Annotated in this window: 21 protein-coding genes and 3 pseudogenes; 21 read left to right on the forward strand and 3 right to left on the reverse strand. The window is 63.2% G+C overall.

Annotated features, from left to right (window positions below; genetic code table 11):
- The first annotated feature begins 27 nt into the window (after positions 1-27).
- Genes A3AU_RS0125710 through apnL form a run of 5 tightly spaced genes read left to right on the forward strand, consistent with a single transcriptional unit; the run spans position 28 to position 6,191 of the window.
- A complete protein-coding gene (locus tag A3AU_RS0125710; RefSeq protein WP_032918139.1) occupies positions 28-693 on the forward strand; it encodes a DUF2291 family protein in 666 nt (221 codons plus the stop codon).
- Positions 690-2,258, forward strand: a complete 1,569-nt coding sequence (locus tag A3AU_RS0125715; protein ID WP_027055442.1) for a sugar ABC transporter ATP-binding protein — start codon at positions 690-692, stop codon at positions 2,256-2,258. The genes A3AU_RS0125710 and A3AU_RS0125715 overlap by 4 nt, the downstream gene beginning before the upstream one ends.
- The gene (locus tag A3AU_RS0125720) at positions 2,255-3,319 is read left to right on the forward strand and encodes an ABC transporter permease (protein WP_027055443.1); all 1,065 of its coding nucleotides are present in this window, start codon (positions 2,255-2,257) and stop codon (positions 3,317-3,319) included. Before A3AU_RS0125715 ends, A3AU_RS0125720 begins: the two co-directional genes overlap by 4 nt.
- A 2-nt stretch (positions 3,320-3,321) precedes the next feature.
- Positions 3,322-4,356, forward strand: coding sequence for a Gfo/Idh/MocA family protein (locus A3AU_RS0125725; RefSeq protein WP_027055444.1), 1,035 nt, complete (start codon positions 3,322-3,324; stop codon positions 4,354-4,356).
- Entirely contained in the window at positions 4,353-6,191 is a 1,839-nt protein-coding gene (gene apnL / locus A3AU_RS0125730) for a D-apionate lactonase (protein WP_027055445.1), read from the forward strand. The genes A3AU_RS0125725 and apnL overlap by 4 nt, the downstream gene beginning before the upstream one ends.
- Before the next feature lie 6 nt (positions 6,192-6,197).
- On the opposite strand, the gene A3AU_RS0125735 is transcribed toward apnL, so the two are convergent.
- Positions 6,198-6,911, reverse strand: a complete 714-nt coding sequence (locus tag A3AU_RS0125735; protein WP_027055446.1) for a transcriptional regulator NanR — start codon at positions 6,909-6,911, stop codon at positions 6,198-6,200.
- Between the two features lie 189 nt (positions 6,912-7,100).
- On the opposite strand from A3AU_RS0125735, the gene oiaX reads away from it, so the two are divergent.
- Both oiaX and A3AU_RS0125745 read left to right on the forward strand, forming a co-directional pair.
- Entirely contained in the window at positions 7,101-8,351 is a 1,251-nt protein-coding gene (gene oiaX / locus A3AU_RS0125740; protein WP_027055447.1) for a 3-oxo-isoapionate-4-phosphate decarboxylase OiaX, read from the forward strand.
- A gap of 4 nt (positions 8,352-8,355) precedes the next feature.
- Positions 8,356-9,690 (forward strand): four-carbon acid sugar kinase family protein, encoded by a 1,335-nt coding sequence (locus tag A3AU_RS0125745; protein ID WP_027055448.1) that lies wholly within the window; start codon positions 8,356-8,358, stop codon positions 9,688-9,690.
- 151 nt (positions 9,691-9,841) lie between these two features.
- Here A3AU_RS0125745 and A3AU_RS0125750 read toward each other — a convergent pair whose 3' ends face one another.
- The gene (locus A3AU_RS0125750; RefSeq protein ID WP_027055449.1) at positions 9,842-10,486 is read right to left on the reverse strand and encodes a hydrolase; all 645 of its coding nucleotides are present in this window, start codon (positions 10,484-10,486) and stop codon (positions 9,842-9,844) included.
- 152 nt (positions 10,487-10,638) lie between these two features.
- On the opposite strand from A3AU_RS0125750, the gene A3AU_RS0125755 reads away from it, so the two are divergent.
- The 4 genes and pseudogenes from A3AU_RS0125755 to A3AU_RS1000000140805 form a co-directional block, all read left to right on the forward strand.
- Positions 10,639-11,532, forward strand: a complete 894-nt coding sequence (locus A3AU_RS0125755) for a LysR family transcriptional regulator (protein ID WP_027055450.1) — start codon at positions 10,639-10,641, stop codon at positions 11,530-11,532.
- A gap of 393 nt (positions 11,533-11,925) precedes the next feature.
- Positions 11,926-12,048 (forward strand): annotated as a pseudogene (locus A3AU_RS1000000139130) (SDR family NAD(P)-dependent oxidoreductase); the annotation flags it as partial.
- Between the two features lie 107 nt (positions 12,049-12,155).
- Positions 12,156-12,314: pseudogene (locus A3AU_RS1000000140800) on the forward strand (ATP-binding cassette domain-containing protein); the annotation flags it as partial.
- Between the two features lie 133 nt (positions 12,315-12,447).
- Positions 12,448-12,513, forward strand: a pseudogene (locus A3AU_RS1000000140805) (hypothetical protein); the annotation flags it as partial.
- Positions 12,514-12,528: 15 nt separating this feature from the next.
- On the opposite strand, the gene A3AU_RS1000000140505 reads toward A3AU_RS1000000140805, so the two are convergent.
- The gene (locus A3AU_RS1000000140505) at positions 12,529-12,690 is read right to left on the reverse strand and encodes a hypothetical protein (RefSeq protein ID WP_245235574.1); all 162 of its coding nucleotides are present in this window, start codon (positions 12,688-12,690) and stop codon (positions 12,529-12,531) included.
- On the opposite strand from A3AU_RS1000000140505, the gene A3AU_RS1000000140510 reads away from it, so the two are divergent.
- From A3AU_RS1000000140510 to A3AU_RS0125815, 10 genes are all read left to right on the forward strand, one after another.
- Positions 12,677-12,955, forward strand: a complete 279-nt coding sequence (locus tag A3AU_RS1000000140510; protein WP_245235573.1) for an ABC transporter ATP-binding protein — start codon at positions 12,677-12,679, stop codon at positions 12,953-12,955. The two genes, A3AU_RS1000000140505 and A3AU_RS1000000140510, sit on opposite strands and share 14 nt — an antisense overlap.
- A gap of 669 nt (positions 12,956-13,624) precedes the next feature.
- Positions 13,625-13,894 (forward strand): acylphosphatase, encoded by a 270-nt coding sequence (locus A3AU_RS0125775; protein ID WP_027055452.1) that lies wholly within the window; start codon positions 13,625-13,627, stop codon positions 13,892-13,894.
- 159 nt (positions 13,895-14,053) lie between these two features.
- Positions 14,054-14,704, forward strand: coding sequence for a Rieske 2Fe-2S domain-containing protein (locus A3AU_RS01000000136110; RefSeq protein ID WP_027055453.1), 651 nt, complete (start codon positions 14,054-14,056; stop codon positions 14,702-14,704).
- Entirely contained in the window at positions 14,701-15,546 is an 846-nt protein-coding gene (locus tag A3AU_RS0125785) for an aromatic ring-hydroxylating oxygenase subunit alpha (RefSeq protein WP_027055454.1), read from the forward strand. The genes A3AU_RS01000000136110 and A3AU_RS0125785 overlap by 4 nt, the downstream gene beginning before the upstream one ends.
- Positions 15,543-16,202 carry a glutathione S-transferase family protein gene (locus A3AU_RS0125790; protein WP_027055455.1) on the forward strand — a complete coding sequence of 220 codons (660 nt, stop codon included), beginning with the start codon at positions 15,543-15,545 and terminating at the stop codon, positions 16,200-16,202. The genes A3AU_RS0125785 and A3AU_RS0125790 overlap by 4 nt, the downstream gene beginning before the upstream one ends.
- Before the next feature lies 1 nt (position 16,203).
- A complete protein-coding gene (locus tag A3AU_RS0125795; protein WP_027055456.1) occupies positions 16,204-17,583 on the forward strand; it encodes an amidohydrolase in 1,380 nt (459 codons plus the stop codon).
- Positions 17,584-17,616: 33 nt separating this feature from the next.
- Entirely contained in the window at positions 17,617-18,711 is a 1,095-nt protein-coding gene (locus tag A3AU_RS0125800; protein ID WP_027055457.1) for a BMP family ABC transporter substrate-binding protein, read from the forward strand.
- Between the two features lie 2 nt (positions 18,712-18,713).
- The gene (locus tag A3AU_RS0125805; protein WP_027055458.1) at positions 18,714-20,237 is read left to right on the forward strand and encodes an ABC transporter ATP-binding protein; all 1,524 of its coding nucleotides are present in this window, start codon (positions 18,714-18,716) and stop codon (positions 20,235-20,237) included.
- Positions 20,234-21,334, forward strand: a complete 1,101-nt coding sequence (locus A3AU_RS0125810) for an ABC transporter permease (protein WP_027055459.1) — start codon at positions 20,234-20,236, stop codon at positions 21,332-21,334. Before A3AU_RS0125805 ends, A3AU_RS0125810 begins: the two co-directional genes overlap by 4 nt.
- Positions 21,331-22,242 (forward strand): ABC transporter permease, encoded by a 912-nt coding sequence (locus A3AU_RS0125815; protein ID WP_027055460.1) that lies wholly within the window; start codon positions 21,331-21,333, stop codon positions 22,240-22,242. Before A3AU_RS0125810 ends, A3AU_RS0125815 begins: the two co-directional genes overlap by 4 nt.
- Positions 22,243-22,435 lie beyond the last annotated feature (193 nt).

The following is a 22,435-nucleotide window of genomic DNA, read 5'->3' on the forward strand; positions in this document are numbered from 1 at the left end:
CCATTTCAATGGGAAGCTTTGACCGCCATGCTCAGTAAGCCGACCTGGCCGATTAAGGCAACTTGGCCGATCCTCGCGCTGGTCGCCGGCATCGGCCTCAGCGCCTGCAAGATCCTGCCGACACCATCGGCGCAAGGGGTTGCGGGCAACGCGTCGGGCTTCAACCCGGACAAGATGGTCGAGGAGATCTGGGCCTCGAAGGTCATCCCCTATTTGCAAGAGAAGGCCGGGCCATTTGCCGAGGTCCATGCGCTGGCGAAGACCGACCAGGCGGCGGCCGGCGCCAAATACGGCAATCCCAAGAAGCAGGCGAATTCGCCATGGACCTTCGCGGTCCGCTTCGAGGGCAAGATCGTCGCCGCCAACACGCAGTCGCGCGCGGCGACGATGGATATCGACGTCGACGGCGACGGCAAGGCGGATGCGCGCGTGCAGATCGGGCCGGCGATGCGTGGAACCGCACTGCGCGACAGCCTCGATTTCGTTCAATTCAACGATTTCACCAACCAGATCGACTTCGCCCAGTTCGGCAAGGCGTTCAACGCCTATGCCGACAAGACCGTGCTATCCAAGCTGCCGCGCGAAGCGCTGGAGGGCCGCACCGCCAAGGTGCTCGGGGCCTACACGATCGAAGGCGGCCAGGACCTGCCGTTGGTGACCCCGGCGGAGGCCGAGATCGGGCCCAAGCCATGAGCGCGGCGCTTGATCACGACGTCATCCTGAAGCTGGAAGACGTCTCGAAAGTCTATGCCGGCACCGTCGCGGTCAAGCAGGCCACTTTCGAGGTGCGCAAGGGCGCGGTCAATGTGCTCGTCGGCGAAAACGGTGCCGGCAAATCGACACTAATGAAGATCATCGCAGGCGTCGAGCAACCGACGGCCGGGCGCATCATGCTCGACGGCAACGAGGTTTCCTTCTCCTCCTCCGGCGATGCCGTGGCCCGTGGCATCGGCATGGTGTTCCAGGAGCTGAACCTGTTCGGAAACATGACGGTCGCCGAGAACATTTTCGCCACCCGCGAGATCACCAACCTGTTTGGCAAGATCGACCGCAAGACGCAGGAACTGCGGGCCGGCGAATTTCTCGATCGGCTCGAAGCCGGTATCCGGCCGGACACGCTGGTTGAGGATTTGCGCATTGGCCAGCAGCAGCTGGTCGAGATTGCCAAGGCCGTCTCGCTCGATGCGCGCATCCTGATCATGGACGAGCCGACCTCGGCGCTCAGTGCGGCGGAAGTCGAGATCCTGTTCAAGGTGATCGCCGACCTCAAGGCGCGGGGGGTGGCGATCGTCTACATCTCGCACCGGCTGGAAGAGCTGATCCGCATCGGTGACTACATCACAGTGCTGCGTGATGGCCGCATCACCGGCCAGGAGGAAGTGAAGAACGTCGACACGCAGTGGATAGTGCGGCAGATGATCGGCTCGGACGCCAAGGATTTCGCCAAGGCCGACGGCCATCAGCCGGGCGAGGAGATCTTCCGCGCCGAGGACATCTGCCTGCCGCGCGTCACCGGCGGGATGGCGGTCGACCATGTCTCACTGTCGCTGCGCGCCGGCGAGATTTTGGGTATTTACGGCCTGATGGGCGCCGGGCGCAGCGAGCTTTTCGATTGCATCATGGGCCGCCACGGCCATGCCAGCGGCGAGATTTTCATCGACGGAAAACATATCATGGAACGCGACACGACGCGGCGCATACGGCGCGGGCTGGCGCTGATTCCGGAAGATCGCCAACGCGAGGGATTGGTATCTATCCTATCCGTTGCCAGCAACCTGACGCTGGCCAGCCTGTCGCGCTTCGTGCGCCTGTTCCATATCCGTGGCGGCGCCGAGCGGCAGGCCGTGACCCAGATGGTGCGGGAGCTCGCGATCAAGGTCGCCGACCCGACGCAGGAAGTCTCATCGCTTTCCGGCGGAAACCAGCAGAAGGTGGTGATCGGCAAGGCGCTGCTCACCGGGCCGAAGGTGCTTCTGATGGACGAGCCGAGCCGCGGCATCGATGTCGGCGCCAAGGCCGACGTCTTCCGCACCATGCGCAAGCTGTCGCGCGATGGGCTGGGCATCCTGTTTGCCACCTCCGACCTCGACGAGGTGATGGCGCTGTCCGATCGCATCGCGGTGATGAGCAATGGCAGGCTGACCGGCATGTTCGACCGCACCGAGGCGAGCGAGGCAGCGATCGTCGCCGCGTCAGCGCTTGGCCATGGACCTGCCCCCGCACACCCTGCCCCGGTAAATGGAGAGCAAAGCCGATGACTGACATTCCAGCCAGGGCGGCTCCCACTACAGCCTCCGGCGGCTCCGCGCTGCTGACGCTGATGAAGCTCAGGACCTTCATCGCGCTGATCGCGGTGCTGGTGTTCTTCTCCATCGCGGCACCGAACTTCCTTTCGGCGGCGAACCTCATCCTGATGGCCAAGCATGTGGCGCTCAACGCCTTCCTCGCCATGGGCATGACCTTCGTCATCATCACCGGCGGCATCGACCTGTCGGTCGGTTCGATCGTCGGCCTGTGCGGCATGGTGGCCGGCTATCTCGTGCTCAACGGCATCGACCTGCATGTCGGCTACACCATCTATTTCAACGTGGTGGAGATCGCATTGATCACCCTGGCGGTCGGCATATTGATCGGCGCCGTCAACGGACTGCTGATCACCAGGCTCAACGTCGCACCCTTCATCGCCACGCTCGGCGTGCTCTATGTGGCGCGCGGCCTGGCGCTGCTGTCATCCGACGGCCGCACCTTCCCCAATCTGGTCGGCAAGCCGGAACTCGGCACCACCGGTTTCGGCTTCCTCGGCGCAGGGCGGCTCGCCGGCCTGCCGGTGTCGATCTGGATCCTGATCGTGGTGGCGCTGGGTGCGGCCTATCTCGCCCGGTACACGCCGCTCGGCCGCCACATCTTCGCCGTCGGCGGCAACGAGCGCGCGGCGCGCATTTCGGGCGTGCGCGTCAACATGGTCAAGATGTTCGTCTACATGTTCTCCGGCTTCTGCGCAGCTATCGTCGGCCTGATCATCTCGTCGGAACTGATGGCATCGCATCCTGCAACGGGCGAAAGTTTCGAACTGAATGCCATCGCCGCGGCGGTGCTTGGCGGCACTTCGATGTCGGGCGGTCGCGGCACTATCGGCGGCACCATTGTCGGCGCCTTCGTCATCGGCATCCTGTCGGACGGGCTGGTGATGATGGGGGTGAGCTCCTTCTGGCAGATGGTTATCAAGGGTCTGGTGATCATCGTCGCCGTCGTCGTCGACCAGGCGCAGCGCCGGCTTCAGCAGCGCGTCACGTTGATGCAGATGGCAAAGGCGGGTTGATCGTGGCGACTTTGAGTGGAGCGCTGATCGGCTGCGGCTTCTTCGCCGTCAACCAGATGCATGCCTGGCGCGATATCGAGGGCGCCGCGATCGTCGCCATCTGCGACCGCGACCCGGAGCGGCTCCGGATCGTCGGCGACCAGTTCGGCGTGGCGCGGCGCTATACCGAAGCCGAGGCGCTATTCGACGCCGAGACGCTCGACTTCGTCGACATTGCCACCACCGTGGCCAGCCATCGGCCGCTGGTCGAGATGGCGGCCGCCAACCGCGTCCCGGTGATCTGCCAGAAGCCGTTCTCACCGACGCTCGCTGACGCCAAGGCGATGGTCGCGGCCTGCGCCAAGGCCGGCGTGCCGCTGATGGTGCATGAGAATTTCCGCTGGCAGTCGCCGGTCCAGGCTGTGCGCGCCACGCTCGACAGCCGCGAAATTGGCACGCCCTTCTTCGGGCGTATCTCCTTCCGCTCGGCCTATGATGTGTTTTCCGGCCAGCCCTACTTGGCGACGGGGAAACGCTTCATCATCGAGGATCTCGGCATCCACATCCTCGACATCGCCCGTTTTCTGCTGGGCGACGTGTCGAGCCTCACCGCTCGCACCGCGCGTGTTAACCCGGCCATCGCCGGCGAGGACGTGGCCACCATGCTGATGGATCACAAGAGCGGCGCCACTTCGGTGGTCGATTGCAGCTATGCGACGCGGCTTGCCGCCGAGCCGTTTCCCGAGACGTTGATCGAGATCGACGGCAGCGACGGCACGCTCCGGCTGGCGCAGGGATACCAGCTGACCGTCACCGGCAAGAGCGGCACAACGGTCAGGGATATCTCGCCGCCGCTTTTGCCCTGGGCCTCACGGCCGTGGCACAACATCCAGGAAAGCGTGCTGGCGATTCAGCGGCACTGGGTCGACTGCCTTGCATCAGGCAAGGAGCCGGCGACCTCCGGTGCCGACAACCTCAAGACATTCGCGCTGGTCGAGGCTGCCTATACCGGCGCCGCAAGCCAGCAACCGGTGCGGATCGACGAACTGCTGAAATGACCGGTGATCGCTTCCTCCTCTGCGGCACAAGCGCGGCGGAAGCCGAACCGATTCGGCTCAACGCCGGACCGCTCAGCGCCGATTTCGTCAACGGCAATCTGCGCACGATCCGCCATGGCGGCACCGAGGTGCTGCGTGCCATCGCCTATATCGTGCGCGACCGCGACTGGGGCACCTACGAACCAGCGCTGACGAACCTGACCATCGCTCAGGACGCCGATGCTTTCTCCGTCGGCTATACGGCAAGCTGCACCGGGCCGCGCGGAAGCCGGCTCGCTTTCCGCGCCACCATCAAAGGCTCTTCTGATGAGCAGTTGGTCTTCGACGTCAGCGCGCTGCCCGACAGTGATTTCGAGACCAACCGCTGCGGCTTCTGCATCCTGCATCCGATCGCCGGCCTCGCCGGCAGACCGGTAACGGTGGAGCATACGGATGGCAGTGTGGTGGCGACGAAACTGCCTGACCTGATCGACCCCTGGCAGCCTTTCAAGGATTTGCGCGCCATCACCCATGAAGTGCGTCCCGGCGTCAGCGCCGAATGCCGCATGGAAGGCGACATTTTCGAGATGGAGGACCAGCGCAACTGGTCCGACGCCTCCTACAAGACCTATGTGCGGCCGCTGGCGCTGCCTTGGCCCTATGTGTTGCCTGCCGGCGAAACCAACCACCAGACGATCAGCCTGCGTATTGCCGGCGACGGCAGGACGCTGGCCGCCGCCGAGCCATCTGGCCCTATCCGCGTTAGGCTCGGCGAGCCCGGCCCGGCGCTTCCGGATGTCGGCGTGATCATCTATCCCGACGATGTCGAGACAGCGCTGGCTAACCTCGCCACCCTGTCCGTGCTCGGCCCGCGACAATTGCTGTTCCACTACGATCCGACGCGCGGCCATGGGCTCGATGCCTTGCGCTCCTTCGCCCGTCTCGCTGCTGCGTATCCCGCTCTGACAACGCTCGAATGCGTGGTTGCCTGCAGCGGCGATCTCGATGCCGAGCTCTCCGATGTCGCCGACATGGTGGGTCAGGCGGGTCTGCGGCTCGACGCCATCGCGGTTTCGCCTTCGGTCGACCGCCAGTCGACGCCGCCGGGCAGTGCCTGGCCGGCGTGCCCGCCGCTGGAAGATGTCTATGGCGCCGCGCGCTGCGCCTTTTCCGACATCCGTCTCGGGGGCGGCATGTTCAGTTATTTTACCGAGCTCAACCGCAAGCGCGTCCCGGCCGGGCTGCTCGATTTCGTCACCCATTGCACCTGCCCGATCGTGCATGCCGCCGACGATCTCAGCGTCATGCAGTCGCTGGAGGCGTTGCCGTTCATCACCCGGTCGGCGCGAGCGATGTTCGGCGACAAGCCCTACCGGATCGGACCCTCGACCATTGCCATGCGGCAGAACCCGTATGGCGGCGCCACCAAGGACAATCCGCGGGGAGAGCGCATCGCCATGGCGAACCGCGATCCGCGCCAGAATGGCCAGCTCGCCGCCGCCTGGACGATCGGCTATGCCGCGCGGGTCGCGCCGGCCGGCCTGGAGATGCTGACGCTGGCCGGCTTCACCGGGCCATTCGGCGTGCTGGCGGCATCCGGGGAACCCGTTGCGGAAGGGTCACCTCGGCCGATCTTCCAAGCCATCAAGGGGCTTTGCGAGCTGGCTGGCTTTAAACATGTCACGGCCAGAACGAGCGATGAGACCCGAGTACTGGCGTTGGCCGGGCGTTCATCCTCGGGCAAGACGGTCGTGTGGCTGACGAACCTGACGGCAAGCGACGTTGCGGTCGACCTTTCGGAGTTTGATCGAGGCCATCTTGTGATGACACCCTACGCGATCGCTCGGATCGGCTGAATCAGATTACTTTTCAGAATTCATCACATAGAGGGCGCGCGAGCGCTCCAGATGCTTGATCATCGCCTTCTCGGCGCCATCGGCATCCTTCTTCTCGATGCGGTCGATGATCTCTTCGTGCTCGGTCAGCGTGAACTGTTCCTTGCCGGTCCAGATCAGCATTTCGGTATGATATTCCTTCAGCCAGCCGAGCATCGCCTCGCTGACGGCGACATAGATCGGGTTGCCCGATATCGTCGCGATCTGGGTGTGGAATTTCATGTCGGCGGAAATGAAGGTTTCGGAATCACCTCGCGCGGCACGCTGCTCGGCAACGGTTGCCTTGAGCCGCTGCACATCCTCGACGGTGGCCTTCTCCGCAGCTTCCCTGACCATACCGCGCTCGAAGAAGATGCGCGCGGTCTTGAGGTGCTCTAGCGTGTCCCTCGACGAGGACAGGATGATCTTGGCCGCGCCGTCGACCTGTCTGATGATCGACTTGGCGGTGAGCTGCAGCACCTTGGCGCGCTCGCCATGCGAAATGGCGACGAGGCCCATATTGCTCAGCGCCTGCATCGCCTCGCGGATGGCAGGCCGACCAACCTCGAAGCGCTCCATCAATTCGCGCTCCGACGGCATGTCGTCGCCCGGCTGCAACTCGCCGCTGGTGATCAGCCGCTTCAGCCTTGCAAAGACTTCGTCGGAAAGTTTGCGCCGGACGATCGGCTCCGAACGGTTCATCGTGACGAATCACTCCCTGGCCCGGTTCCTGTTTAGCACTGCCGGTGCGATTCCCGGAATGCCTGCACTTTGCCCGCCCCTCGCTGCGCGAAGTGGGATATTTGCTTGCAATACTTATGTACTCATTATACCAGAATTCAGATGTGACGAAACTATTTTCGGACCCTTTTCGACCCGGCCGGCCTTCCCATGATCACCTTCACCTATCGCATCGAAACGCCAGGCAACATCGAAGCGCTGGCGGCCAAAATCGCCAGCGACCAGTCGACCGGCACCTTCGTTGCCCTACCCGGCGAGACCGAAGAGTTGAAGGCCCGCGTGGCGGCGCGAGTGCTGGCGATCCGGCCTCTGCCAGATGCGGAGCAACCGTCCATTCCCGAGGCCGGCGGCGGGCCTTTCAAGCGCGCCGATGTCGACATCTCCTTCCCGTTCGACGCGATCGGTACCGACCTGTCGGCGCTCATGACCATCGCCATCGGTGGAACGTATTCGATCAAGGGCCTGTCGGGCATCCGCATCGTCGACATGAGGCTGCCTGATGACTATCGCGGCGCCCATCCCGGCCCGCAGTTCGGCGTCGCCGGCAGCCGCAAGCTGACCGGCGTCGAGGGCCGTCCCATCATCGGCACCATCGTCAAGCCGGCGCTGGGGCTGAGGCCGCATGAGACAGCCGAGATGGTCGGTGAATTGATCGCCGCCGGTGTCGATTTCATCAAGGATGACGAAAAGCTGATGAGCCCGGCCTATTCGCCGCTGGCCGAGCGGGTGAAGGCGATCATGCCACTCATCCTCGACCACGAGCAGAAGACCGGCAAGAAGGTGATGTACGCCTTCGGCATCTCGCATGCCGATCCGGACGAGATGATGCGTAACCACGACGTGGTAGCGAAGGCTGGCGGCAATTGCGCGGTGATCAACATCAACTCCATCGGCTTCGGCGGCATGGCCTATTTAAGAAAACGCTCCAGCCTGGTGCTGCACGCCCATCGCAACGGCTGGGACATCCTCACCCGCCACCCCGGCCTCGGCATGGATTTCAAGGTCTGGCAGCAGTTCTGGCGATTGCTCGGCGTCGATCAGTTCCAGATCAATGGCATCTCTTCAAAATACTGGGAGCCGGATGCATCCTTCATCGAATCCTTCAAGGCAGTGACGACGCCGATCTTTTCGCCTGATGATTGTGCGCTGCCGGTAGCAGGTTCCGGCCAGTGGGGCGGACAGGCGCCCGAGACCTACGAACGAACCGGCCGCACGGTCGACCTGCTCTATCTCTGCGGCGGCGGCATCGTCAGCCATCCGGACGGGCCAGGCGCCGGCGTGCGCGCCGTCCAGCAAGCCTGGCAAGCGGCGGTCGACGGCATACCGCTGGCGAACTTCGCCCTGATCCACCCCGAACTGGCACGGTCGATCGAAAAGTTCGGCGACGGCAAGGCGGCCTGAGGTCATGCAGAACCTGCTGCTCAGCTACTATGGCGACGACCTCACCGGCTCAACCGACGTCATGGAAGCGCTGGAGCTCGGCGGCGTCCAGACGGTGCTGTTCATGAGGCAGCCGGACGAGGCTCTGCTTGCCCAATTCAAGCATTGCCAGGCGGTCGGGTTGGCCGGCACCAGCCGCAGCGAGACGCCACACTGGATGGACACGCATCTGCGCGACGCCTTCGCCTGGCTGAAGATGCTGAAAGCCGAAATCTGCCACTACAAGGTCTGTTCGACCTTCGATTCCAGCCCGACGATTGGCAGCATCGGCCTGGCGATCGAGATTGGCCGCGAGGTCTTCAAACAGGATAGCGTGCCTCTGCTGGTCGGCGCGCCGCAGCTCAAGCGATACACCGCCTTTGGCCATCTGTTCGCTGCCTATCGTGACCAATATTTCCGCATCGACCGCCATCCGGTGATGAGCCGCCACCCGACGACGCCGATGGATGAATCGGACCTGCTGATCCATCTGTCGCGGCAGACGGATCTCAAATCGGGGTTGATCGACCTTGCGACCCTGCAGTCGGAGCAGCGGTCGCAGGTATTCAATCGCTTCGTGGACAATGGCACGGCCATCGTGCTTGTCGACGTCGACAGTCGGGAGACTCAGGCCCTTGCAGGCAAAGAGATCTGGCGCATGCGCAAGCCGGGCGGCTCTTTTGTCGCTGGCTCGTCCGGCATCGAGTATGCATTGCTGGCCGAATGGGCGTCGAATGACATCGTCGGCGCCGGACCCGGCTTCACGCCGCCGGGCGCCGCGGACCGGATCGCCGTCGTGTCGGGCAGTTGTTCGCCGACCACCGAACGACAGATCCGCCATGCCCTGAGCGACGGCTTCGACGGCATCGAGGTCGATCCTGTCGAGCTGGTTTCGGAGGGTTCAGAGCCGGCGATCAAGCGTGCGGCGGCAAGCGGCCGCGCCAGCCTGCAAGCTGGGCGAAGCGTCATCCTCTACACCGCGCTTGGCCCCGCAGCCGACAGGGGCGCCGAAATCGACCGGCAGGAAGGCGCCCGCCACAAACTTGGCCGCGGCCTTGGTGCGCTGCTGCGCCAATTGACTGACGAGCAGAGCTTGCGGCGCGTGGTCATTGCCGGCGGTGACACGTCAAGCCATGCGCTAGGGCAAATGGGCGTCGACGCGCTGACCGTCAGGATGCCTCTGCCCGCCTCGCCTGGTTCACCACTTTGCGTTGCTCATTCGCACGTCAAAGCCATTGACGGGCTGGAGGTTGCGCTGAAGGGCGGGCAGGTAGGAACCGACCACTATTTCTCGTCCATCCGTGACGGCCTTCGCAGTTGACAGTGGCGTTGGGTTGGCAAACTGCGAACCTGAACATGTCGCCTGAAAGTGGACCAGCACAACCCTCCAACCAGGCCCTTGGGGACGGCGAGGTCCGGCAAACGGATCGATTCCGACCCCCTCGCCGAAACGCTCGCCATCCCGGCCGGGATCAGCCAGCTACCGGCGTGTTGAGAAGCTGCTGCTCCCAGAGATACGCTATGCCGCTGCCGCCGAAGTGCTGGATGAGAATCTCGGTCAACTCCTCGACATGCTCGGTGCGCGCCCAATCGCGTTGCCATTCGCCAGCGAGCGCCATCACGGTCATTACGTTCGCCCCGGCCGAGATCATTCGCTGGATGGCAACTTCGTGAGACTCCTTCGAAATCCCGCCCGACGCGTCGGTGATCACCGTCACGTCCCAGCCTTCGCCGGCGGCCTGGATCACAGGCATTGCGACGCAGACCTCGGTCCACAGACCGGCGATGAGCAGTTGCTTGCGGCCGGTCGCCTTGACGACGTTCACCACATTCTCGTCCTGCCAGGTGTTCACCCAGGTGCGATCGATGACTTCCTGATCCGGAAATACGTCGGTGATCTGCTTGAAGAGAAGCCCACCGCGCGCCGCGATCACGCTCGTGAGAATGGTCGGAACATTGAAAGCTTTTGCTAGCTTCGCCAGCGCGGTCGTGTTGTTGACGACCATATGGGGATCGTGGCTGTTCAGGTTTGCGAGCTGGTATGGCTGGTGGTCGATCAGAACGAGTACCGAGTCTTCAGGACGAAGAAGCGAATCGACGCCGTTACGAGGGGTCATCAGGACTTCCTTTCTTTGCCGCTACGGACGGCAATGGTTCACGGGAGACATGCGCCAGCAGGCGACGCTGCCTGACCCCAATTTGCTGTTCCTTTCGATGATGCGATAGTGCCATGATCAGGCAAGCTGTGTCGCGGAACGAGGAACGCGAAATGAATATCGAGGATCTACAGACATTCGTCGCAGTGGCCGATACGGGTGGCGTATCGGCCGCGGCGCGCCGGCTCGGCGTCTCAAAGTCAATCGTCAGTCGGCGGCTTTCCCGGATCGAGGCAGAACTCGGCGTTCAGCTTCTCGCACGAACGACCCGTGGCGCGGCGCTCACAGAAGCAGGGATCATATTCAGAGACCATGCGGCCCGAGCCAGCGCCGAGATCGACGCGGCGCGGGAAACCATCCTTCCAGCCGGTGAGCTTCGAGGCCGTCTGAGGGTTGCCATGCCGCTTACTTTCGGCCCCACCCACTTCGCCTCGGTGCTCGCGGAAATGGCGCGCCAGCACCCGCAGCTCTACATTCACACCTCCTATAGCGATCGCTTCGTCGATCTCATCGCAGAGGGTTTCGATTGCGCGATCCGGAGTGCCTACCTTTCGGACTCCAACCTGGTCGCGAAGCGCGTCGGGCCGATCCACGGAAAGCTTGTCGCAAGTCCGGATTACATCAAAGCGCACGGATCACCTGAGACTCTGGACGAACTCGTCATCCATCAGGCACTCATGCAAGGAACGGAAGCCTGGCAGTTCATGGATGGCAGCAAAATTGTTACCGTCCAGCCGCAGGGCAAGTTCAAGGCCGATAGTGCCACGGCGCTTGCCGCCGCCGCGGCAGCAGGTCTCGGCATTGCCTGGCTGCCCGATTGCATCACTCACGAATACGTGGTCTCCGGCGCGCTGGTCCCGATCATGACACGCTATCCGGTACCTCCGGGCGCAGCTTATGTCGTCCGCCCGCCGGGTCAGCGCCCCACGCGTAAAGTGCGAATGCTCACGGAGATGCTGATTGAGTATTTCAAACGGAACCCGGATCTTTGGGGTCTCGACCCCTAAAACGCGAACCGTTCAAGGCCTTACCAAGGAACCGACTTCCAACGCCCGGACAGAACCGGGCGGGCGCGGTGTCACCTATCCGGAGCGCACGTCAGGGGCCGCCCGAGGCGATGCTAACAGCCTGGTCGGGGTCCAGACAGGCTTTACCCAGGCCCCAACGGGCCGGTGCCTTCCTATGCTCCAGGACTAAGGGGCCATCGCTCCTGAGGATGATTGCCATGGCTGCCCTGTGAGCCATCGGGCGGCGTTCCTCCCCCCGCAACACGGTTTGGCATTTCTCGACACTAATTGGGACCGATGACGAACCTTAAATCCTTGATTAGGCCGTCGAGCGGGTGTCGCATCCTACGCGAACCAACTGGATGCCTGAAAAAAGTTGGAAAGGGCGGACACATGATCGATCTGAGTGGAAAGCGTGCATTGGTGACTGGAGGATCGCGGGGCATCGGGGCGGCGATCGCGTTAGCACTGGCGGAGCACGGCGCCGACGTAGCATTTGCTTATCGGCGCCCCGCCTGGTCACGCGTTTTGACCTGCAGGGCGGCATCTTTGGCGGCATTACCGGCCGTGTCCACGCGGTAGAGGGCGTTTCCTTCGACATTTTCCCCGGTGAAACGCTGGCTTTGGTCGGAGAATCGGGATGCGGCAAGTCGACTGTGGCGCGCAGCATCATGCAGTTGGACAGACCCGTGTCCGGCTCCATCCGCTATGACGGCCAAGAAATCATTGGCGTAGGGCGGGCGAAGTTGGCCGGCTTCCGGCGCGAGGTGCAGATGGTCTTCCAAGACCCTTTTTCCTCTCTCAATCCGCGCATGACCATTGGGCAGGCCCTGAAGGATCCCATGCGCGTTCACCGCATCGCGCGGGGCGCTGCGTTGCGGCAGCGGGCAGCGGGCAGCGGACCTGCTGGCCAAAGTGCATCTGCCGCCAGAACACCTCGAACGCTACCCCCATGCATTCTCGGGAGGCCAACGGCAGCGTATCTGTATCGCCAGGTCATTGGCGCTCGACCCTCGACTGCTCATCGCCGATGAGGCTGTCGCCTCGCTCGACGTTACGATCCAGGCCCAGGTCATCAACTTGCTGATGGATGTTGAGCGCGACATGGGCATCGCCATCCCTGTTCATCAGCCATGACATCGCGGTGGTCGAGCGCATCGCGCATCGCGTCGCCGTGATGTATCTGGGAGAAATCGTGGAGATCGGCGACCGCCGGTCAGTGTTCTGCAATCCTCAGCACCCTTACACGCGCAAGCTGCTCTCGACGGTTCCCGTCGCTGACCCAGCGCAAAGGCCAGTTGGACGCGAACCAATGTCTGACGAGATTCCAAGCGCGGTACGTGACGTCGATTTTGTTCCGGTCCGTCTGCGGATGAATGCGGTTTCACCAACTCATTTCGTGCGCGAGACGTCAACAGCCTGATCAAACCATTGTCAAAGCTGCGTAAGCCAAACTATAGCTTTCGGCTTGCCAATAATCACTGCTTCTATTTCGCCGGCATTTTGCGGCCAGCGACGCGCGATTGGCCTCGGGCCTACGCAATCCTCACGATGGCTGGCAACGACGACATCGCCTTACCACGACCGCCAGATGATGGTGCTGCGCCATGAGGATCGCTTGCAGTGGCTGGACATGACGGCTCCGGAACTTGAGTTCCTTCGCCCTCTTCTCGGGGCGAGTTGCAATTTCAATAGGCGAGGCGTGGAAGCCGGCGCCCTTGATGTTCTTCTTCGCCTCGCGCCAACATGGACCTGCTACGCCCCCAATAGTTGGTGGGCCCGGAGGACCGTTTTCCCAGCTACGCCTCTCCAACTTCCCCGTGAACGTGATGCCGTCTCTTGGCCGGCATGTCCGGGTACTTGGGTAGGTCGGGTGGCGGCTCGGCTTTGTCGCAATCTGGCGGACGATCCGCCGCATGACACTCCCGTTGGCGTCGCGACAGACACCTACTCACATAAGAAAATTTGCGGCGTCACAGAGGATTGAGGGACCACAAACCCCTACAGCCTGTTCATGGCGCTTTGGTCAGGTGCTTCGGCGATTGAGTACGATGCAGATAGATATATATCTGTTTCTTTGCCGAGGTCTTCCATGAGCGAGCAAAATCGATCTCCTTGGCGGGAGCGCATGACGATCCTCGGCGATGTCGAGGCGGCATCCTTCCTTCCCTGGATCGAACGCCATGCCGCCAAGCTCGGGCTCGCGCATGCTATATGCGTTGGCGGTCCCGGCCGCATCGAACTCGAGATTGCCGGTCCGGCCGAGCTCATCGACATGATGGAGATGGGATGCTCGCTTGGGCCAATCGATGTCTGGGTCGACGCCATCCATCGGGCGCCGGTCGCCGGCGAATCAGGCTAGTTTTCGATCCGCAGCCTCTGCCTGCAAAGGTGCCATGCCCTATTTTTGGGCATTATTGCCAGTGACGAAATATTGTGCAAACGTTACCCCGCCTATTGGCATGAGCTTGACCGGGCGGTCGCGTTCGGGAAGATGGCGGGATTGTTTGAAAGTTGATGTATGCCGCCTTATCCGACCGGCTCCTGGATGCCTGTAGCCCTCTCCGCGGACTTGCCGGCGGGAACCGTAATGCCCGCGCAATCGCCGGCCGGGCGGGTCGCGCTTTGGCGAGGCCGTTCCGGCCGCGTATCCGCCTTTGCCGACAGATGCCCCCATCGCGGCATGCGCCTTTCCCACGGCTTCGTTCGGGGTGAAACCCTGTCCTGCATCTATCACGGCTGGGGCTATGCCCAGGCCGGAAATTGCGTGCGCATTCCGGCTCATCCAGCGCTGACCCCGCCGGAGACGGTTCGTGTCGCCACGCAGCACGTCGAGGACGGCGGCGGCATCATCTGGATCTCCGCCGGCGAACCCACTGGCGGGCCGCCCCGGTTCGAGGGGCTCGCGCCGGTCCGCTCCATGACGGTTGAAGCAGGCATCGTTGCGCTGGAGGAGGCCACGGGTACCAGCATCGCTGGAGGCCTGCTCGACTACACGAATGCTGACACGTCCGTCCGCCTGCTGCTTGCCCCCGAAAGCCCGGCGCGCACGCTTATGCATGTTCTGATCGACGAAGACAGCAACCCGGACGAGCGCATCACCGCGTCGAGGGCCGCCGAGGCGCTGCGGCGGGCGGCCGAGCATATCGAGCGCGGCGGGACAGGCCGATGACCCGCAACGCGATGATGGACGAATGGTATCCCGTCGGCCTTGTCAGCCAGCTCGATGCGCACGGGCGCAGCACGGCCCTGATGGGCGAGCCCATCGAGGTGAAGCGCGGCGATGACGGAACTGCGACCGTCGCAAGGAGCGACGGACGTCATCTTCCGGTCTGCATCCGCTATGGCCATGTCTGGTCGTCGCTCGGCGATCCGCAAAAGCCGCTGTTTGCGATCCCCGAGGCCGACCAGCCCGGCCGCCGGCTTGTAGATGTCGGCGTGGTTCGCGTGCGCTGCTCGCCACTGCGCGCGGTGGAGAACTTTCTGGACATTGCGCATTTTCCGTTCGTCCACACCGACATATTGGGCTCCGAGCCGCATACCGAGGTCCAGAACTACAAGGTCGAAATCCGTGAGGACGAAGACGAGGTTTGGGCGACCCAGGTGAGATTCTACCAGCCGCAGGCCGCCAAGTCGGCGGAAGGCGGCATAACGACGGAATACATGTATCGCGTGCCGGCGCCGACATGCTCGATCCTCTACAAGACCTGTCCGCCGCGTCCGGGTGAATGGGACGTGATCACGCTTTTCGTGCAGCCGCTCGCCGAGGACCTGTGTGACGTGTGGCCCTGGATGGCGCTGTTCGACGACGAGACACCGATGACGGACCTGATCCATTTCCAGCAGACGATCTTCGTCCAGGACCGGTCGATCCTCGAAAACCAGATTCCGGGGTTGCTGCCGCTCGACCCCGGCATGGAAATTCCCACGCGAGCCGATCTGACCTCGGTTGCCTACCGGCGCTGGCTGAAGCGCCATGGCTATACCTACGGCGCGCAACTGGTGGCGCAATGAAGCTCTACGACTATGTGCTGTCGCCCAGTTGCTACAAGGTGCGCCTGATGGCCGCGCTTGCTGGAGTGAAGCTCGACATCTGGCCCGTCGATTTCCATCCGGGGGCCGAGCATCGCGGCCCTGAACTCATGGCGCTTAATCCGGCCGGTTCGATCCCTATCTTCGAGGACGGCGACCTTGTCCTGACGGAATCCTCTGCCATGCTTGTCTACCTTGCCGCGAAGGCGGCACAGCAATGGCTGGGCAACGATACGGCCATGCCGGCGGCGCGCGTCCAACAATGGCTTTCGTTCTCGCACCGACTGACGGCAAGCCTGGGGGCGGCGCGCCTGCACGAGATGCTGCTGCGCCCGGGCAATATCGATGCCCTTCGGGGGCAAGGAACGGTGGCCCTGCGGGAACTGGAAGCCGGTCTTATCGAACAGCGTATCCGAGGCCAAAACTTCTTGGCTTCGGACCGGCCGACGGTCGCGGACATCGCCTGTTTTCCCTATGTGGCGCTGGCGCCCGACGGCGGAGTTTCGCTCGATCCCTATCCCGCGATCCGCCTATGGTCACGGGCGGTCCGCAGTCTCGACGGCTTCATCGAGATGCCTGGCATCCACCGGTTGCACGAGCTCAAACCCGAGCCCGGCCCTGAAGGAGGCGAGGCCTGACGTGGCGGGTTATCTGTTGAAGAACTGCGCTGCGGTCATCGTGGACGATGGCAACGGTCCGCACGTCCGCCGCAATGTCGATGTGTTGACCGACGGCCCGGCGATACGCTCCATCGGCGAAGCCCTCGACAAGGGGGAGTTGCCGGTCGGGACCATCGCGCGGGACGCCACCGGCTGGTTCGTCTATCCCGGTCTCGTCAACACCCATCACCATTTCTTCCAGTGCTTCGTGCGCAACCGTGCTGATCTGGACTGGACGAAGCTGTCGGTCATCGAATGGCTCGACCGCATCTATCCCATCTTCTCGCGGCTGACCGAGGAGTGCTTCTACCACGCATCGGTCACGGCCATGGCCGAGTTGATCAAGCATGGCTGCACCACGGCCTTCGACCATCAGTACTGCTTTCCGCGGCATGCCGGCAAAAGGCTGATCGACCGGCAATTCGAGGCGGCAGAGCTGCTCGGCATGCGCTTCCATGCGGGACGTGGCGGCAACACGCTGCCGAAATCGGAAGGCTCGACCATCCCCGACGCCATGCTGGAAACAACGGACGAGTTCATCGCCGACTGCGCCCGGCTGATCGACACCTACCATGATGACGGTAGGTTCAGCATGCGCCAGGTCGTCGTCGCGCCCTGCCAGCCGGTCAACTGCTATCGCGAGACCTTCGTGGAATCGGTGGCGCTGGCGCGCGACCGCAAGGTGCGCATGCACACCCATGTCGGCGAAGGCGAAAGCCCGGTCATGCAAGCCCGCCACGGCCTGCGCACGGTGGACTATTGCGCGGAGATCGGGTTCAGCGGATCGGATGCCTTCTATGCCCATTGCTGGGAACTGAGCCACGACGAACTGCGCAAGATGGCCGCTACCGGCACCGGCGTCGCGCACTGCCCGGAGCCGGTCTATCTCGTCGGCGCCGAAATCACCGACATACCGGCGATGTCGGCCCTCGGCCTCATCGTGGGGCTGGGTTGCGACGGCGCCGCCTCGAATGACAATTCCAACCTGATGCACTGCATCCATTCCGCCTACATGCTGCAGTGCCTTGCGGCGTCGACACGCGACCACCCTGTTCCGCCGCCGGCCGACTTCCTCGGCTATGCGACGACCGGTGGCGCGGCGCTGCTCGGGCGCAGCGACATCGGCAGGCTTTCGCCCGGCATGGCGGCTGATCTTTTCGCCATCGATACGCGGCGAATGGACTATGTCGGCACGCGGCATGATCCGCTGAGCCTGCTTGCCAAGGTGGGCATCGGCACGCCGACCGACATGACGATGATCAACGGCCGCATCGTCTGGGCCACGGGAGAGTTACCGGGGCTCGACGAAGCGAGGCTGTTCGCGCAAGCCGAGGCGGCGCTCGCCACCGTGGAATTCTAGCAGCCAAAACCAAAAGCAAGGGGAACCGACATGCTGACAAATCTTACCCGCAGAACATTGATGAAGGGCGCTGCCGCTACCGGGCTTGTCGCAGCGGTGGGCAGCCGCGTGCTCGCCGCCGACGGACCGCTGGGCATCGTGCTCGTGGTCCCCTCGCCGGTCGGCGACGTCGGCTGGGGCCGTGCGCTGGCCGACGGGCTCGAACCGGTCAAGGCTGCTTACGGCGACAAGGTGAAGGTCACCATCCTCGAAAACATTCAGGAAGGCCCTGACGCCGACCGAATCATGAACAAGGCGGTCGCGGACGGGAACAAGTTCCTGATCGCCGGCTCCTTCGGCTATCAGAACGGCGCCCTACAGATCGCGCGTCGCAATCCCGACGTCACCGTGCTGCACGCTTCAGGATTTCAGGTAGCGCCGAACTTCTCACCCTTCGCGGCCCAATATTCGCAGGGCACCTACCTGATGGGCATGGCGGCGGCCGCGCTTTCGAAGACCGGCAAGCTCGCCTCGGTTTCGGCCTTCGCCATTCCTGAACTGATCACCTCCATCAACGCGTTCGCGCTCGGAGCTCAGGCCGTGAAGCCAGATGTCGAGGTCTCCGTCGTATGGGTGAACTCCTGGTTCGACCCGGCCAAGGAGCAGGAAGCCGCCAAGGCGCTGTTGGCGCAGAAATGCGACGTCATCTTCTCCAACGCGCAGGACACGCCTTCCGTCGTTGCGGCTTGCGAAGAGGCTGGCATTCCGTCCTTCAACCTCAACTCGTCGATGAAGAAATACGCGCCAAAGGCCTATCTTGGCTGCGTTGCGACCGATTGGTCGCCCTTCTTCAAGGCCTCGGTCGACGCCCACCTTGCCGGTACCTTCAAGGGCGCCAGCGCCTTCCTGGGTGTCGGGGAGAAGGTCGTCGAAGTCGTCGACTGGAACCCAGGCATCCCGGCCGACACCATGACCAAGATCAAGGAAATCGAAGCCAAGATCGCCGACGGCAGCTTCTCGCCCTTCACCGGTCCGATCGCCAAGGCCGATGGCAGCGAAGGTGTCCCCGCCGGCAAGACGATGACCGTGGCCGAGGTCGTGGCCATGGACTGGCACGTCAAGGGTGTCACCACGCCGTTACCAAAGTAACCATGACCGCTCCACTCCTGTCGCTGCGCGGCATTTCCAAGAGCTACGGCCAGATCCATGCCAATCAGGACATCGATCTGGACGTGGCTCCGCGCTCGATCCATGCGATTCTGGGAGAGAATGGGGCGGGCAAGTCGACGCTGATGAAGCTGATCTACGGTCTCGAGCAGCCGGACGCCGGAACGGTGAACTGGAAAGGAGAGCCCCTGGCGCTCGCGTCCCCGGCGGATGCGCGGCGCAAGGGGATCGGCATGGTCTTCCAGCACTTCTCGTTATTCGAGACGCTGACGGTGGTGGAGAACGTCCGGCTGGTCGTGCCCGGGAGGAAGTCGGACCTCGCACAAGGCATAAGCAAGCTTGGCCGCGACTTCGGTCTGGAGGTCGATCCGTTCGCCCATGTTCACGCGCTTTCGGTCGGTGAGCGGCAGCGGGTGGAGATCATCCGCTGCCTGATGACCCAACCGCAGCTGTTGATCCTCGACGAACCGACCTCCGTCCTGCCGCCGCAATCGGTGGAGAAGCTTTTCGAGACATTGCGGCGGCTGCGCGACGGGGGCGTGTCCATTCTTTTCATCTCGCACAAGCTGGACGAAATCCGCGCGGTCTGCGACCGCGCGACCATCCTGCGCGGCGGTCGCATCACCGGCAATGTGGATCCCCGCGACCACGACGCGCACGACCTTGCCCGCATGATGATCGGCCGCGACATGCTGCAGCCCATGCCGGCTGTCGCACATTCCGGCGGGGAAAAGCGCCTTGAAATCGTCGGTCTCGACCATCGGCCCGACGATCCCTTCGCCGCGGCGCTTTCCGATGTCAGCCTGACGGTCCGGGCGGGCGAGATCCTCGGCATCGCCGGCATCTCGGGTAACGGACAAAGCGAACTCGCCGCGCTGATCTCGGGCGAGACGATGCTGCCGCGAGAAAAGTCACAGCGTATCTTCATGATGGGAAAGGATGTCGGCGCGCTCGATGCGGCAGCCCGCCGGCGGCTGGGCTTCGCCTTCGTTCCGGAGGAACGGCTGGGCCGTGGCGCGGTGCCCGAAATGTCGCTCGTCCTCAACAGCCTGCTGACCGCCCATCCCTCGGGTCTCTTGAGACGCGGCCTCGTCGACACGGCCCGTGCGAAGGCCTTCACAGAAGAGTGCGTGCGGCAGTACGACGTGCGCACACCGGGTCCCGAAGCCGAGGCCGGGGCGCTTTCGGGAGGCAATCTCCAGAAATTCATCGTGGGCCGCGAGATCATGTTGTCCCCGAAACTACTCTTTGTGGCGCAACCAACCTGGGGCGTCGACGTCGGCGCGGCATCCGCCATCCGCCAGCGCCTTGTCGCCCTGCGCAACGAAGGCATGGCCATTCTGGTCATCTCGGAGGAACTCGAGGAACTGTTCGAGCTTTGCGATGCGATCCAGGTGATCCATCAAGGCCGGCTGAGCGCGCCGCTGGTGACGCGCGACACCAGGCCCGAGGAGATCGGCCGTTACATGATCGGCGCTCATTCGACGGCCGAAAAGATCCCCGCATGAACGCTTCGTTGCGACTTTCCCTTCCCGTGTTGGTTCGACGTGAATCCGCCTCGCCGGCAATCAAGCTCGTCGCACCGGCCGTGGCGCTCGGCCTGGCGACGCTGCTCAATCTCGGGCTTTACATGCTGATGGGCCGCGATCCGGGCGCCGTCTTCCATGCGATGCTTCTGGAGCCCTTCCTCTCCTGGACCTCATTCTCGGAAGTCCTGCTCAAGATGGGGCCCCTGCTTTTGATCGCGCAGGGGCTTGCCATCGGCTTTCGGGCCAAGGTCTTCAACATCGGCGCCGAGGGCCAGTTCATCCTCGGAGCGATCTTCGCGTCAGCCATTCCCATTTGGTTCCCGCAGGCAACCGGCCAGTGGATCTGGCCCGCCATGCTCATCCTTGGCGCACTGGGCGGCGCGCTTTGGGCCTCGATAACGGCGTTCTGGCGCGTGCGGCTCAATGCGAACGAGATTCTCGTCTCTCTCATGCTGGCGCTCGTTGCCGCGCAACTGCTCAACTATCTGCTTCTCGGTCCCTGGAAGGACCCTGCCGGCTTCAATTTCCCGCAGTCCGTGATGTTCCAGTACGACGCGATGGTGCCGATCCTGATCCCTGGAACCCGGGTCAACGTCTCGCTGCTTATCGCATTCGCGTTCTCTGTCGCGGCCTGGATTTTCATGCAGAGGAGTTTCGCCGGCTACAAGCTGCAGGTTGGCGGCCTTGCGCCGCGCGCCGCGGGATACGCCGGGTTTAGCGAAGGACGTGCGATCTGGCTTTCTCTCCTCGTAGGCGGCTTTGCCGCAGGCCTCGCAGGGGCGGCCGAAGTGGCCGGGCCGCTCGGCCAATTGCAGCGCTCCATCTCGACCGGCTACGGCTATGCCGCCATTATCGTCGCCTATCTCGGCGGCCTTCACCCGATAGGCATCATTTTTTCCGCGTTGCTCATGGCGGCCCTCTACATTGGCGGCGACAACGCCATGGTCTCTGCAAATCTCCCGATCGCCGCGGTACGGGTCTTCCAGGGCAGCTTGCTGCTCGCCTATCTCGTCGCCATCGCCTTCGTCCGCTACCGGTTCGAATGGCGCCAAGCGGCTCAAGGAAACGCTCCATGAATGCCATCGAATTCATCGTCGCCGGAATGCTGGCCGCGGCCACGCCGTTCCTTTTGGCGGCACTGGGCGAGATGGTAGCCGAGCGGGCTGGCGTCCTCAATCTCGGCGTGGAGGGACTGATGGCCATGGGGGCGGTCATCGCCTTCATCATTGTCTATCATGGCGGCGGTCATTTCCTGGGCTTCCTCGCCGCCGGCCTCGCCAGCGCGGCTCTTTCCCTCGTCTTTGCCATCATCGCGCTGGGATTCCGCGCCAACCAGGTCGCGGTGGGTCTCGCCATCGGCATACTCGGCCAAGGCCTTTCGGCACTGTTCGGCAAGAGCTATGAGAGCCTCACGGTCAAAGGCCTGCCGAAACTTGCACTGCCATGGCTTTCGGATATCCCGGTCGTTGGCGGCCTGTTCGCCGAGGATGTGGTGGTGTGGCTCTCGCTTGCCGCGACCGTCGCCATCTGGGCGACATTCGCCTACACCAAGACCGGCCTTGTCTTGCGGGCGGTCGGCGAGAATCCCAAGGCGGTCCATGCACTGGGGTATCCGGTGATCGCCGTGCGTTTCGCCGCCGTCGCCTTCGGCGGCGCGTTTGCAGGGTTCGCCGGTGCCTATGCGTCGGTGGTCTACACACCGCTGTGGGCCGACGGCATGATCGCCGGACGCGGCTGGATCGCGATCGCGCTGGTGGTCTTCGGCACTTGGCTTACCGGCCGAATCTTCCTCGGTGCCTGCCTCTTCGGCGCCGTCTCCCTCGCAAGCCTCGCGGCCCAGGCGACCGGGCTCGACATTTCCTCGCAACTTCTGTCGAGCCTGCCTTATCTCGTGACAATCGTAGTGCTGGGCGTCATTTCCTCGAACCGGCGCCTGCTCAAGCTCAACGGCGTGGCTTCGCTGGGAGAGCCTTTCGAACATTAGTCGCCACGCGTGGCAACACGCTGGGCTCAGTGCTGAACTGGATTTTTGGTCGTGGCATCGACACGCTGCAGACTAGATGTTTGATCCCAGGCTTTGATGGGGCATCCTTATCTTCCGAATCAAAGGATGCGCTATGGGCCAGGTTCTGCATGGGAGCGCCACAACGACAGAGGCGGTCCGTCGAGCGATACAG

The organism is Mesorhizobium erdmanii USDA 3471 (assembly GCF_000472705.1).
In the GTDB taxonomy this organism is placed as follows: domain Bacteria; phylum Pseudomonadota; class Alphaproteobacteria; order Rhizobiales; family Rhizobiaceae; genus Mesorhizobium; species Mesorhizobium erdmanii.

Bases quoted from the DNA above. Each gene is read 5' to 3' on its own strand.
- A3AU_RS0125810 (WP_027055459.1), top strand. From the start codon at position 20,234: ATGAACGCTTCGTTGCGACTTTCCCTTCCCGTGTTGGTTCGACGTGAA.
- apnL (WP_027055445.1), top strand. From the start codon at position 4,353: ATGACCGGTGATCGCTTCCTCCTCTGCGGCACAAGCGCGGCGGAAGCC.
- A3AU_RS0125785 (WP_027055454.1), top strand. From the start codon at position 14,701: ATGACCCGCAACGCGATGATGGACGAATGGTATCCCGTCGGCCTTGTC.
- A3AU_RS0125815 (WP_027055460.1), top strand. From the start codon at position 21,331: ATGAATGCCATCGAATTCATCGTCGCCGGAATGCTGGCCGCGGCCACG.
- A3AU_RS0125735 (WP_027055446.1), bottom strand. From the start codon at position 6,911: ATGAACCGTTCGGAGCCGATCGTCCGGCGCAAACTTTCCGACGAAGTC.
- A3AU_RS0125755 (WP_027055450.1), top strand. From the start codon at position 10,639: ATGAATATCGAGGATCTACAGACATTCGTCGCAGTGGCCGATACGGGT.
- A3AU_RS01000000136110 (WP_027055453.1), top strand. From the start codon at position 14,054: ATGCCGCCTTATCCGACCGGCTCCTGGATGCCTGTAGCCCTCTCCGCG.
- A3AU_RS1000000140505 (WP_245235574.1), bottom strand. From the start codon at position 12,690: ATGCGCTCGACCACCGCGATGTCATGGCTGATGAACAGGGATGGCGAT.
- A3AU_RS0125775 (WP_027055452.1), top strand. From the start codon at position 13,625: ATGAGCGAGCAAAATCGATCTCCTTGGCGGGAGCGCATGACGATCCTC.
- A3AU_RS0125720 (WP_027055443.1), top strand. From the start codon at position 2,255: ATGACTGACATTCCAGCCAGGGCGGCTCCCACTACAGCCTCCGGCGGC.
- A3AU_RS0125750 (WP_027055449.1), bottom strand. From the start codon at position 10,486: ATGACCCCTCGTAACGGCGTCGATTCGCTTCTTCGTCCTGAAGACTCG.
- A3AU_RS0125805 (WP_027055458.1), top strand. From the start codon at position 18,714: ATGACCGCTCCACTCCTGTCGCTGCGCGGCATTTCCAAGAGCTACGGC.
- A3AU_RS0125715 (WP_027055442.1), top strand. From the start codon at position 690: ATGAGCGCGGCGCTTGATCACGACGTCATCCTGAAGCTGGAAGACGTC.
- A3AU_RS0125710 (WP_032918139.1), top strand. From the start codon at position 28: ATGCTCAGTAAGCCGACCTGGCCGATTAAGGCAACTTGGCCGATCCTC.
- oiaX (WP_027055447.1), top strand. From the start codon at position 7,101: ATGATCACCTTCACCTATCGCATCGAAACGCCAGGCAACATCGAAGCG.
- A3AU_RS0125745 (WP_027055448.1), top strand. From the start codon at position 8,356: ATGCAGAACCTGCTGCTCAGCTACTATGGCGACGACCTCACCGGCTCA.
- A3AU_RS0125790 (WP_027055455.1), top strand. From the start codon at position 15,543: ATGAAGCTCTACGACTATGTGCTGTCGCCCAGTTGCTACAAGGTGCGC.